The sequence below is a fragment of the Haloprofundus sp. MHR1 genome (genome assembly GCF_005155585.1).
GTDB classification, from domain to species: domain Archaea; phylum Halobacteriota; class Halobacteria; order Halobacteriales; family Haloferacaceae; genus Haloprofundus; species Haloprofundus halophilus.
The window spans coordinates 1724572-1737013 of record NZ_CP039833.1; the positions used below are offsets into that span (position 1 = coordinate 1724572).

11 protein-coding genes are annotated in these 12442 nt (G+C 66.5%); 5 read left to right on the forward strand and 6 right to left on the reverse strand.

From position 1 onward, the window contains the following. Nucleotides 1–10 precede the first annotated feature (10 nt). Nucleotides 11–466 (reverse strand): universal stress protein, encoded by a 456-nt coding sequence (locus FCF25_RS08710; RefSeq protein WP_117592975.1) that lies wholly within the window; start codon nt 464–466, stop codon nt 11–13. 167 nt (nt 467–633) lie between these two features. Between FCF25_RS08710 and FCF25_RS08715 the strand changes: the two genes are divergently transcribed. Further along, on the forward strand, nt 634–1371 hold the full coding sequence (locus FCF25_RS08715) for an SDR family NAD(P)-dependent oxidoreductase (RefSeq protein WP_137048223.1): 738 nt from the start codon (nt 634–636) through the stop codon (nt 1369–1371). Nucleotides 1372–1700: 329 nt separating this feature from the next. Here FCF25_RS08715 and FCF25_RS08720 read toward each other — a convergent pair whose 3' ends face one another. Next, nucleotides 1701–2084, reverse strand: coding sequence for a DUF5611 family protein (locus tag FCF25_RS08720; protein ID WP_117592970.1), 384 nt, complete (start codon nt 2082–2084; stop codon nt 1701–1703). Nucleotides 2085–2210: 126 nt separating this feature from the next. Continuing rightward, a complete protein-coding gene (locus tag FCF25_RS08725; RefSeq protein WP_137048225.1) occupies nt 2211–3083 on the reverse strand; it encodes an oxidoreductase in 873 nt (290 codons plus the stop codon). Nucleotides 3084–3296: 213 nt separating this feature from the next. Between FCF25_RS08725 and FCF25_RS08730 the strand changes: the two genes are divergently transcribed. Together FCF25_RS08730 and FCF25_RS08735 are read left to right on the forward strand one after the other, a co-directional pair. Then, complete coding sequence (locus FCF25_RS08730; protein ID WP_137048227.1) at nt 3297–3596, forward strand: DUF6432 family protein; 300 nt, start codon at nt 3297–3299, stop codon at nt 3594–3596. Nucleotides 3597–3642: 46 nt separating this feature from the next. Next, nucleotides 3643–4740, forward strand: a complete 1098-nt coding sequence (locus FCF25_RS08735; RefSeq protein WP_137048229.1) for an aminomethyltransferase family protein — start codon at nt 3643–3645, stop codon at nt 4738–4740. Between the two features lie 23 nt (nt 4741–4763). On the opposite strand, the gene FCF25_RS08740 is transcribed toward FCF25_RS08735, so the two are convergent. From FCF25_RS08740 to uvrA, 3 genes are all read right to left on the reverse strand, one after another. Further along, nucleotides 4764–5843 carry a geranylgeranyl reductase family protein gene (locus FCF25_RS08740; RefSeq protein WP_117592959.1) on the reverse strand — a complete coding sequence of 360 codons (1080 nt, stop codon included), beginning with the start codon at nt 5841–5843 and terminating at the stop codon, nt 4764–4766. 63 nt (nt 5844–5906) lie between these two features. Then, the gene (locus FCF25_RS08745) at nt 5907–6899 is read right to left on the reverse strand and encodes a hypothetical protein (RefSeq protein ID WP_117592957.1); all 993 of its coding nucleotides are present in this window, start codon (nt 6897–6899) and stop codon (nt 5907–5909) included. Nucleotides 6900–7111: 212 nt separating this feature from the next. Beyond that, entirely contained in the window at nt 7112–10066 is a 2955-nt protein-coding gene (gene uvrA, locus FCF25_RS08750) for an excinuclease ABC subunit UvrA (RefSeq protein WP_117592955.1), read from the reverse strand. Between the two features lie 295 nt (nt 10067–10361). On the opposite strand from uvrA, the gene FCF25_RS08755 reads away from it, so the two are divergent. Beyond that, complete coding sequence (locus FCF25_RS08755) at nt 10362–11300, forward strand: class I SAM-dependent methyltransferase (protein ID WP_168191226.1); 939 nt, start codon at nt 10362–10364, stop codon at nt 11298–11300. Nucleotides 11301–11491: 191 nt separating this feature from the next. Beyond that, nucleotides 11492–12439, forward strand: coding sequence for an O-methyltransferase (locus FCF25_RS08760; RefSeq protein WP_137048232.1), 948 nt, complete (start codon nt 11492–11494; stop codon nt 12437–12439). Nucleotides 12440–12442: the final 3 nt, after the last annotated feature.

Genomic DNA, 12442 nt, shown 5'->3' on the forward strand with positions numbered 1-12442 from the left:
CGAGGTCGGCTCAGTCCTCCGAGCGGACGAACGTCACGGGGCACGGTGCCGACAGCATGACTTCCTGCGCGGTGCTGCCGAACACGGCCTTACCGGTCGGCGAGCGCTGGCGGCCGCCGACGATAATCTGGTCGGCACCGACGCTCGAAGCGAGGTCGACGATGCTCGTCCCGTGTTTGCCCACCGCGCCGCGAACGTCGTACTCGACGCCGGCCTCGTCGAGAATCTTCGTGAGGTCGCGTATCGTCGCGTGACGCGAGGCCACGTCGTCCGGCGAGACCTCCTCGGCGGTCTGGTCGAACGCCAGTTTGTCGAGCGTCTCGTCGTACTCCTGTCGGGTGAAGACGTGTCCGAGGACGACCGTCGCGCCGGTCGGTCCGGCGATGTCGACGGCGACCTCGCCGAGTCGGTCGATGCGCTCTGCGTCTCCGGCACCGACTGCCAGCAGAACTGTGTCTATTGCCATGACTAGCGGTAGTCACGTTCTCGACTTAAAAGTGACGAAGGATTTACTCGGTGTCGAATAAACATTTGTGTGCTATGCGGCGCTCTACGATGGCAATCGTTCTCACGACACATGTAGATTACTCCGCGACGGTCCACACTTTTGCTCGCGGCCGCCCACGTATCGGTATGCTCACTCCCGACCTCTCGGGTCGTACCGCTCTCGTCACCGGCAGCGCGAAAGGCATCGGCCGAGAACTGCTGCTCTCGACGGCCGACTGCGGGGCGGACGTCGCCGTCCACTATCACTCGAGCGCCGCCGAAGCCGAAGACGTCGCCGCCGCCGCCGAAAGTCGGGGCGTCTCGGCGACGACGGTACAGGGCGACGTGACCGACCCCGACGGCGTCGACGACCTGTTCTCGGCGGTCGAGTCGGACCTCGGCACCGTCGACGTTCTCGTCAACAACGTCGGTGATTTCGCGCCCTCGCACTGGGAGGACATCGAGTTCGACACCTGGCAGCGCGTCGTCGAGACGAACTTCTACGGGACGTTTCTCTGCTCGAAGCGGGCGCTCCCGGGGATGCGAGAAGCCGGCTGGGGTCGCATCGTCAACGTCGGCTACGCGGGCAGCGAGAAGGCGCTCGTCTACCCGAAGAACTTCCCGTACTTCGTCGCCAAGACGGGCGTGCTGATGTTCACGCGGATGCTCGGGGCCGACACTCAAGACACCGAGATTACGGTCAACGCCGTCTCGCCGTACGTCGTCGAGAACTCCGACGAGTTCCCCGACGAACTGCCGCGGGGCCGCCCCGCCTCGTTCGAGGACATGTCGCAGGCGATGCTGTTCTTCCTCCACGAGGACAGCGGTTACATCAGCGGCGAGAACGTCGAAGTCGACGGCGGGTGGCTTCCCGAAACGCTCTGAAACGACCTTTTGCGCTGCGGGCTGCCTTCGGCAGCCCTCGGCAAAAGCTCGACCAAAAGCATTCGTCGCTCAGTTCGGCGGCTTCGCCGCCTCCCTTCGCTCCTCAGCCCGCTCGCTCCCTACGGTCGCTTCGCGGCACAGCAACGGGCGACGACCGGCGGTGGAGGGTCGCCGCCAGGGGTTCTACCACGAGCGAGGGCGCTAGCCCGAGCGAGTGGGCCGAGGAACCCTCGAAGGCGCGAAGCGCCTGAGGGGGTGACGCTGTGCTTTTGGTCGAGCTTTTACCGAGCGAGGGCGGCTTCGCCGCCCGAGCGCAGAGTAAAAGGTCGTTATACGTCGGGCGCGTCGTCCTCGACCGCGCGCTTCATCGACTCGCGGCGCGACTTCGCGTCCCGGCCCGTCACTTCGAGCAGGAAGTCGTTCTTGGCGCTGACGGCGTCTTGGGCGGCGTCGGCGTTGCCTTCGGCGATGACCTCGGCGGCGTCGCGCTCCTCGAAGTGGACGGCGAGTTGGTCCTTCTTCCCGCTGAACGTCGCCGCGCCGGCGACGATTCGCTCGAACACCGGGTTGTCGGGGTCGCCGACGACGTACAGCTCGTGACCGTCGTGCTCCTCGGTGCCCGTGACCGGTCCGAAGTACTCCTCGATGGTCGCTTTGAGGTCCGGCGCGTTCTCCTCGAGCGTCTCGCCGCGTCGCATCTTGTACTGCTTCATGCGCCACCGTTTGCGAGGGGATGGTTTACTTGTTTCGTCCGAGTCCGTCCTATATACCCGTGTGAGCGGCTGACGGGTTATTTGTCACGCTCGTCGCCGCCCTCGTCCGCTGGAAAAAAGCCTCGTTTACCGCTCGCGTTCGGCGATGTAGCCCCGGCGACACTCCGGGCAGATGTCGCCCGCCCGGAGCGAACTTCCGTTCGACGGACGGGTGAGCCCGCACTCGGGACAGACGTACTCGGTCGGGACGTCGCTGCTCTCGGTCTCCAGTTCGACGGCCGCGCTCTCGGCGCGCGTGAACCCGTCGGCGGTGTCGTTCGCGCCGTTGAGCTGCTCGTCGCCGTTGGCGATGAACTCGGCGTCGTAGCCGTCGTGGCCCTCGTACTCGGTGTCGTAGTCGCTTCGCTCCGGCGCGAGGCCGCCGAACGTCACGTCCGTCGACGTCCCGTCGGAGGGCTCGGCGTCGAACCCTTCGTCCTCGCCGTCGACCGCCGGCCACGACGTCGCGTCGGTCTCGGTCGTCGCATCGACCCCGGCGTCCGCGTCGTCCGCGCCGTCCTGACTCGTTGCCTCGACCTCTTCGACCGTCGGCATCCGGTCGTCGCCGTCGTCGCCGACGTTCGCCTCGGGCCACTCGCCCGGTCGACGCTCGGGTTCCTGCTCCGGGCCGTCGTCTCCGTCGTCGAGGATGATCCCGTCGTCCTCCTCGGCGCTCTCCGGCGGCTCGAACTCGTCGTCGTCGTCGAACTGCTCCTCTATCGTGTCGCCGGTGAGCTCCGTCTCGGCGGCGAACTCGTCGGCTCCCGGGTCGTCGAGCGCCGATTCGGCGCCCGGGACGGCCGTAACTTCCTTGTTCTCGCTGACGACCCGCGTCTCGCCGCAGCGGATGCAGGTTTTCACCTCGCGGATGGTGACGACCATCTCTTCGCCGTTCTCCTCCCGCTCGCGCTCTAACTCCGGTTCGCCGAAGTCGTGGCCGAGCAGACACCTGAGTCCCATTGGCGGGACTTCCAACCTCCGTCACTAAAAACTACCCCCTCGGCGTCTGACGGACAGCCGACACCGACGGAGTGCGTGAGCGTTCCGGTCGCCGTCCGAGTGTGAGCGTTCCGGTCGCCGTCCGAACTCGACGGTCGGAGCGACGGCCCTCCCGCCGCGACGGTCGGCGGGCCCGCCGGTAACGGTAAGCCAATCGCGGAGAATGCATAGCATATGAGAACCAAGCGGGAGTATCGCAACAGAGGCGACGTGGAAGTCGCGGTACTCGACGCGCTCGTCGACCGAGCCGACGACGGGATGACGGTTCTGGAACTGCGAGCGGCGGTCGACGCCGACATCGACACGCTGGAGTCCGCACTCGGGGAGTTGAAAGAAGACAGTCTCATCACCGTCGACCAGACGAACGAACGAGTCCTCATCATGCCCGCCGACCGCGTCGTCCCCGACGCCGACGAGGCCGTCGAGGACGACCGGAGCCTCCTCGACGCCGTTCGGGACCGACTCGGACTCTGAACTCGGGTGGACACCGTTTTTACGGCGCGCCGACCTACGTCCGGCGATGACTCTCGTCGGAGACCTCCACGACGACCACGGTGCGACCTACGAGACCCGCGACGACCGCCGCGTCGTCGCCCACTACGGTCGTCCCGAGCGCACGCACAAAGCGGTCAGAAACGGCGTCGGCGTTATCGAGATGGGATACGGCGTCGTCGTCGTCGACGGCGACGACCGAATCGAGTACGTCGACAACGTCGTCTCGAACCGCGTCCCCCGCGAGGACGGCGAGGGGACGTACGCGCTCCTCTTGGACCCGCAGGGCCGCATCGAGGCCGACATGTACATTTACAACGCCGGCGAGCGACTGCTGCTTTTCACGGCCCCGCAGGTGACCGAGTCGCTCGTCGCCGACTGGCAGGAGAAGGTGTTCATCCAGGACGTCGATATTCGGGACGCCTCCGCCGACTTCGGCGTCTTCGGCGTTCACGGTCCCCGGTCGACGGAGAAAGTCGCGTCCGTGCTCAACGGCGCGGGCGCGCCGGAACCGCACCTCTCGTTCGTCCGCGGGTCGATGGGCGACGCGGGCGTCACCGTCGTCGCCGCCGACGCACCGACCGGCGAGGAGGGATACGAGGTCGTCTGCGCCGCCGCCGACGCACCCGACGTGTTCGCGACGTTGCTCGTCCACGGCATGAACGCCGTCCCGTTCAGCTACCGGACGTGGGAGACGCTCACCACGGAGGCCGGCACGCCGCTGTTCGCCACTGAACTCGACGGCCGCCTGCCGAACGTCCTCGGCGTCCGCAACGCGCTCGACTTCTCGAAGGGCTGCTTCGTCGGCCAGGAGGTCGTCTCGAAGGTCGAAAACCGCGGGCGTCCGAGCAAGCGCCTCGTCGGCCTGCTTCCGGATTCGCTGCCCGAGGCGGGAGCGGCGGTGTTCGACGACGACGCCTCCGTCGGCGAAGTCACTCGCGCCGTCGACAGCCCAACGCTCGACCGACCCGTCGCGCTCGCGCTCGTCGACTTCGACGTCGAAGCGACCGACCTGTCGGTCCGCGTCGACGGCGAGGAGACGCCGGCGACCCGGACGGAACTGCCGTTCGTCGACGGGAGCGACCGCTCGGGACGGTTGCCGACGTACGAGGAACTCGCGCGGTAAGCGGACGGCCCCGACTCGGACGATTACGAGAAAAACGCCTTCAACTGCTCGACGGAGAACAGCGACGACGGCCGGTCCATGTGGACGCCGATCTTCCCCGAGAGCGCCCGGAGTCCGGCGCGCTGGACGGGTTCGGGCAGCGAGTACGCCCGTCGCACCCAGTGGCCGAGTCGTATCTCCTTCGAGAGGTCCGACCGCCACGCCGTCTCGTACGCGCCGAGCGTGCGCGGGCGGTCGGGGTCTATCTCGCGGACCGCGTGGTCGGCGGCGGTCATGCCGTAGAGGATACCGCCGCCGGTGAACGGTTTCGTCTGCGCGGCCGCGTCCCCGATCAGGAACACCCGCCGCGAGGTGACCGACGGCGGCGGTCCGATGGGAATCGCGCCCGAACAGAAGTGGCTCGTCTCCACGTCGTAGGTGTCGGTCAGCACGTCGAACATCTCCCGTACTTCTTTGCCCGGCGGCGCGGCGAGGCCGTACTCGACGCCCGCGTCGCCGCGAGGGATGCGCCACGCGAAGAAGCGCGGGACGGTGAGGTGCACGTCGACGAAGTCGCCGTGGTCGGGTTCGTCGTCGAACGCGAGAACTCCGTGGAGCAACTCGCCCGGTTCCGGGAGGCCGACTTCGCGGCGGACTTTCGAGACGGGGCCGTCACAACCGGCGACCATCTTCGCCTCGAACGTCTCCTCGTCGCCGCCGACGCTCGCCGCGACGGTGACGCCGTCGGCGCGCTCCCGGACGTCGGTGACGGTGTGGCCCTCTCGCACGTCGGCTCCGGCGTCGCGGGCCGCCTCGGCGAGCGTCCGGTCGAGTTCGACGCGGTCGATGACGTTCGATATCTCCTCGTCCTTGTAGAAGGGGTTCGCGTCGCTGTCGGGGCCGCCGACGCGGAAGTTCGCGCCGTAGATTCGGTTCTGAAACAGCCCCTCTTTCGCCGCGTCGGGGACGTACTCCCAGATGTCGGTGCTGACGTGCCCCGAGCAGGCGAGCGGGGTACCGACCTCCCCTTTTTCCAGCGCGAGCACGTCGTACCCCGCCTCGGCGGCGCGTCGGGAGAAGCGCGCGCCGGCGGGACCGACGCCGACCACGACGAAATCGTACATCGGTCGTGAGTGACCCGCCGAACGACTATATACCTTCTCGGTTCGGGTCGCCCGGCGGTCGGCCTACGGTTCCGTTATCACGGCCAACCCGCGCGCCGTCTGCGTCTCGTACGCTTCCGGCCACGGGATGTCGACGCGGTTCCACGACTTCCCGCTGTTCTGCGAGCGGAAGAGCCCTCGATTCGACAGCGCGTAGAACGAGCCGTTGTCGTCGGTCGCGAGCACCGGTCGCGTCACACCTTTTCCGGTCGGCAATCCGTCGAGACGAGTCCAGTTCTCGCCCTTTCGGCGGCGGTAGACGTACGACTCGGCCGCGTCGGCGTTGTGCGCCGACCGAGCGCCGCTGGCCGCCGAGACGAGCACGTTCCTCGCCTCGCGTCCCACGGCGACGCTCCAACAGTAGCGGTGGTCGAGCCCCTCCTGCGGGTGGTCCCACGTCTCGCCGCCGTCGTCGCTCTCGGCGTAGCCGTCGCCCGCCGCCGACCAGACCCTGTCGGGTGCATCCGGATGCGTGGTGAGGCTGTGGTTGTCCCGGCGCGCCGACGGCACCCGGTCCTCCCACGTCTCGCCGCCGTCGCGCGTCTGCACCAGCGCGCCCGCCTCGATACCGACGTAGAGGTGGTCGGCGTTCGAGGGGTCTATCTCTATCCAGCGGACGTGGTGCGTGTCGGGCCGCGGCGGGAACGACCACTCCTCCGCCGAGGGGAGGTCGGTCAACCCCTCGCACTGCTCCCACGTGTCGCCGCCGTCGGTCGACCGATAGACGGCGCTCGGTTCGGTTCCGGCCCAGACGCGTTCGGGGTCGGTCGGGTCGACGGCCACCGCCATCACGGGGTCGGTGAGCGTCTCGTCGCCGACGCGGTGCCACGTCTGTCCCTCGGTGTCGGTCCGCCACAGACCCGCGTCGAAGGTGCCGCAGAACGCGACCCGACCGTCGGGAACCGCGGCGACGCACTCGATGTCGTGGTCGGCCAACCGCTTGTCGACGAGCCACTCACCCGGCCCACCGCGGACGACGAGGAGGACGTTCCGCAGCGCTGCGTACTGTGTTGTCATACCACGCGATTTGAGCGCGGTGCAAATAAGCGCGCCGGCGCTCGCCCGGATCGTCGTCTCGACGAGAGTTTATCACCGAGAAGGCGGCCAGTTCGCGTCGGTGTAGCGGCGTGCCGCGGCGGGGCCGAGGCGGGTGTCCGGCGAACCCCCCGCGGGAAGAATCGTTTCGCCGGCTGTTCGCCCCCTTCGGAGCGACGGGTCTCCGAGCCCGTTCAGTCGTCGGTCGTCGGTTTCGCGGGTTCGCGCTTGTCCGCGCGCGGTCCGTCGATCTCGACGGCCGGGAGCAGGTCGCGGAGGTAACGTCCCGTATACGACGACTCCTCGCGGGCGACGTCCTCGGGCGTCCCGGCCGCGACGACTTCGCCGCCGTTCTCGCCTCCCTCGGGGCCGAGGTCGAGCACATGGTCGGCGTTCTTCACCAGGTCGAGCTCGTGTTCGATGACGGTGACCGTGCTGCCGTTGTCGACGAGCCGGTGCAGTACGTCGATGAGCTTCCGTTCGTCTTCCTTGTGCAGACCGGTGGTCGGTTCGTCGAGCAGGTACAGCGTGTCGCCGGTGTCCTTCTTGCCGAGCTCCTCGGCGAGTTTGATGCGCTGGGCCTCCCCGCCGGAGAGCGTCGTCGACGGCTGTCCGAGCGTCATGTAGCCGAGGCCGACGTCCTTGAGCAACTGCAGGCGTCTGCGAATCTGCGAGTTCGCCTCGAAGAACTCGTACGCCTCGTCGACTTCCATCGCGAGCACGTCGGCGATGGTCTTGCCCTTATACGTGACGTCGAGCGTCTCGTCGTTGTAGCGTTTGCCGCCGCACTCCTCGCAGGGGACGTAGACGTCCGAGAGGAAGTTCATCTCGATTTTGACGTCGCCCTGGCCGCCGCACTCCTCGCAGCGGCCGCCCTTGACGTTGAACGAGAAGCGACCCTTCTCGTAGCCGCGCTGCTTCGAGAGCTTCGTCTCCGCGAACAGTTCGCGGACGTAGTCGAAGACGCCGGTGTACGTCGCGGGGTTCGATCGCGGCGTCCGACCGATGGGCGACTGGTCGATGAGTCGCACCGTCTCTATCTGGTCGATTCCCTCGATGGCGTCGTGGTCGCCCGGGTCGACGGAGGTGTTGTTGTTCATCTCGCGGGCCAGCCCCTTGTAGAGGATGTCGTGGATGAGCGTCGACTTTCCGGAGCCCGAGACGCCCGTGATGGCCGTGAAGGTACCCAGCGGCAGCGATACGTCGAGGTCTTTGAGGTTGTGCTGGCGCGCACCCCGGACCGTGAGTTCGCCGTCGCGCTCGCGGCGCGTCTCGGGCACTCGGATGTCCTTCCGTCCCGAGAGGTAGTCGGCCGTGATGGAGCCGTCGGCGTCGCATACGTCGTCGAAGTCGCCCTGCACGACGACCTCACCACCGCGTTTGCCCGGGCCGGGGCCCATGTCGATGATATTGTCCGCGCGGCGCATCGTCTCCTCGTCGTGTTCGACGACCAGTAGCGTGTTACCGAGGTCGCGCAGGCCTTCGAGCGTGTCGAGCAGTTTGTCGTTGTCGCGCTGGTGGAGGCCGATGGAGGGTTCGTCGAGCACGTAGAGCACGCCGACGAGCCCCGACCCGACCTGCGTCGCCAGTCGAATCCGCTGGCTCTCGCCGCCCGAGAGCGTCGACGCCTCGCGGTCGAGCGTCAGGTACTCGAGACCGACTTCGGTCATAAATCCGAGTCGCGCGCGAATCTCCTTGAGAATCTCCTCGGCGATGGTTCGCTCGCGGTCGGTGAGGTCCGCCTCCAGGCTCTCGAAGTGTTCGAGCGCGTCGCCGATGCTCATCCGGTTCACCTCGGTGATGGCGGTGCCGTCGACGTAGACGGAGCGCGACTGGGGTTTCAGGCGCGTGCCGTCACAGGCCGGACACGTCGTTACCGCCATGTACTCCTCGATGTGCTCGCGGGTCCCCTTCGACTCCGTCTCGACGTGGCGGCGTTCGAGGTTCGGGATGACGCCCTCGAACCGCTTCGTCTTCCGGCGGACGCCGTTTCGCGTCTGGCGCTCGAAGACGACCTGCTGGTCCGTCCCGTAGAGGAACTGCCGCTGCACGTCGTCGTCGAGTTCCTCGAACGGCGTCGAGACGCTGACGCCGAAGTGCTCGGCGACCGAGTCGAGGCGCGTCCGGTAGTACGACCGCTTGTAGCTCCACGGCTCGAAAACGTGTTTGATGGGCTTCGAGGGGTCCTCGACGACGAGCTCCGGGTCTATCTCCTTCGTGTTGCCGATGCCCTCGCACTCGGGGCACGCGCCGTGCGGCGAGTTGAAGGAGAACGACCGCGTCTCGATCTCGGAGAAGTCGATGCCACAGTGCGTGCAGGCGAGTTCCTCGGAGAACTCGACGACGAGGCGTTCGTCGCCGCCGCCGGCGAGGTCGCCCGTCGCGCGGGCTTCGGTCCCGAGGTGGAACTCGTCTTCGGCCGGCGGGTCGGGGACGATTATCTTCAGGGTGCCGTCGGCCTCCTCGAGCGCCGTCTCGACGGAGTCGGTGATGCGCGAACGCGCCTCCTCCGAGAGTTTCACCCGGTCGACGACGACGTCGACGGTGTGGTCGTAGTTCTCGTCCAGTTCGGGCTTCTCCATGGCGAGGTCGAACTCCTCGCCGTCGACTTCGACGCGGGAGTAGCCTTCGGAGACGAGTTCCTCGAACAGGTCCTCGAACGCGCCTTTCTGGTCGCGGACGACCGGCGCAGCGATTTTCGCGCGCGTTCCCTCGGGTAGTTCGAGGATGCGGCGCACCATCTGCTGGGCGCTCTGTTCGCCGACCTCGCGGCCGCACTCCGGACAGTGCGGCGTGCCGACGCGAGCGTACAGGAGACGGAGGTAGTCGTGGAGTTCGGTGACGGTTCCGACCGTCGAGCGGGGGTTGTTCGCGGCGTTCTTCTGGTCGATGGAGATCGCCGGCGAGAGTCCTTCGACGGACTCGACCTGCGGTTTATCCATCTGCCCGAGGAAGTTCCGGGCGTACGCCGACAGCGACTCGATGTATCGGCGCTGTCCCTCGGCGTAGATAGTCTCGAACGCGAGCGACGACTTCCCGGACCCCGACAGCCCCGTGACGACGGTGAACGTTTCACGTGGGATGCGCACGTCGAGGTCTTTGAGGTTGTGTTCTTCGGCCCCTCGGACCTCGATGTAGTCCTTACTCATCTGGAAGCACGCTATGTCGGGGATACCTGAATACTCGTCGGTTCCGCGTGGTGTCGACTCGCACGGAATGGCGAGAATACACCGATTATTCGGCCCCTTCCAGAACCCGAGATCGAGGATAATCGGCGTGGTCGCTCCCGAGACGCCGACTCTCCGAAGTTGGTGTATCCGCTCACCGGTACAGTCGCTAAACGACCACATACTGCAAAAACTGTTTGACGGTAGAAAGGAATCGTCGGACTATGGAGATATTCATCGGCGCGTACTTTTGGTGGAGAGACTCGTGTGCACGTCTATGCTGGTTCGGCACGTCAAGCGCGCACGACAGAAGTCATTCGACCTCACCCCCGGCTGGGTGAAACCGGCGGTCCGAAAAGCGTTCTACGTCCTCCACCCCGACGCCTCGTGGAAGACGTTCAAAGAGAAAGAGATCACCCGCCAAGCGTTCATCGAGCGGTTCTTCGACAGCGAAGCCGAACTCGAGGCGTACGAGGCGGAGTTCATGAACGGCGTCATCGCCGAGAACCTCAAGCGGGCGTACGAGGAGCTGGGTGACGAGACGTTCTACGACATCCACAAGGACGACTGCGTTCGGTACTACGCGTACATTCGGAAGTACGAGCCGGAGACGGTCGTCGAGACGGGCGTGTTCCACGGCGTCTCGACGTTGGCGATGCTCGCCGCGCTCGACGAGAACGACCACGGCACGCTGTACTCCATCGACTACTCGTCGCTTCTGGACCCGACCGACGAAACCGACCTGGAACGGTACGAGCGGCGCCGCCCCTCCTGTTCACAGCGCGACAGCCACCTGCTCCCCGACGGCAAAGAACCGGGGTGGATCGTTCCGGAGGAACTCCACGGTCGGTGGGAGTTCGCCGCGGGACGCAGCCAGCGGGAACTGCCGAGACTCCTCTCGGAGTTGGGCGAGATCGACGTGTTCGTCCACGACTCGGAGCACTCGAGGACGGGGATGCTGTTCGAGTTCGACCTCGCGTGGGAACACCTCGCCCCCGGCGGGATGCTCTTCTCGCACCACGTCGCCTGGAACGACGCCTTCGAGACGTTCGTCTCCGAGCGCGCGCCCGACGCCGAACACGGGAAGGTCGCCCAGCACTACGTCCACTTCGACAAGCACAGCGAACCGGGATGGGGGAAGTACGCGAGAAAACCGTCCGCCCCCGTCGTGAACGACGCCGGTTCGCTCGAAGCGCGAGCGGTATCCGACGACTAACCGGGTCGTACCGGTCGCTGCCTCGCAACACAGGCGCTGACCCGTCCGAACCCGTCGAAGCCGTCCGTTCTACCACGTTCTCACCGACTTCGCGGCGACGCGTACAGGGGCTCAGTACCGCCCGAGAAGTCGAATATTACACGCTGCTACGGTGCATCTAATTATGATGAGGTAGGTCGTGACGTAGACGTATGCAGGTCCCGTCTCTCAGCCACATGCGTCGCGCTGCGTACACGAGCGTCCCCTCGTGGACCAAGCCGCTGGCGACGAGGTGCTTCTACACGATCTACCCCGGCGCGTCCTGGTCGCTGTACGAACAAAAAGCGCGCTCCCGCGAGGCGTTCGCCGACCGCTTCTTCGACAGCAGAGCGGAGTTCGAGGCGTACGAAGCGGAGTTCGAACAGAGCCGGGTCCCCGGTCTGTTGTACGAGGCGTGGCAGGAGCACTCACAACCGATATACGACTCCCACAAGGAGGAGTGCGTCCGGTACTACGCGCTCGTCCGGAAACTCCGACCCGCTTCGGTCGTCGAGACGGGCGTCTACAGCGGCGTCTCGACGCTCGCGCTTCTCGCCGCGCTCGACGAGAACGACCACGGCACGCTGTACTCCATCGACTGCTCGGCGCAGTTCGACGAACTCGACGCCGAGACGAAACGACACTACGAGCGGCGCCGTCCGTCCTGCTGTGAGGACGGCAGCCACCTCCTCCCGGGAGGCAAACGACCCGGATGGATCGTCCCCGACGGTCTCCGAGACCGGTGGCAACTCGTCGCCGGACGCCCGCAGCGAGAACTGCCGCAGCTGTTGGAGGAACTGGACGAGATAGAGCTGTTCGTCCACGACTCGGAGCACTCGGAGACGGGGATGCTGTTCGAGTTCGACCTCGCGTGGGAACATCTCGCCCCCGGCGGCGTCCTCGTCTCGCCGCACGTCGGCTGGAACGACGCGTTCGACACGTTCGTCACCGAGCGGGCACCCGAGGCCCGGCACGGCGAACTCGCCGTCCACTACGTCTACTTCGACGAGTACGACGGTCCCGGATGGTGTCGGTACGCGCAAAAGCCGGCCGCGAGTCGGAACGCGACCCACGAGCGCCAATTCGCCGAGACGGCCGCGAAACCCGTCGCGGACGACTGACGG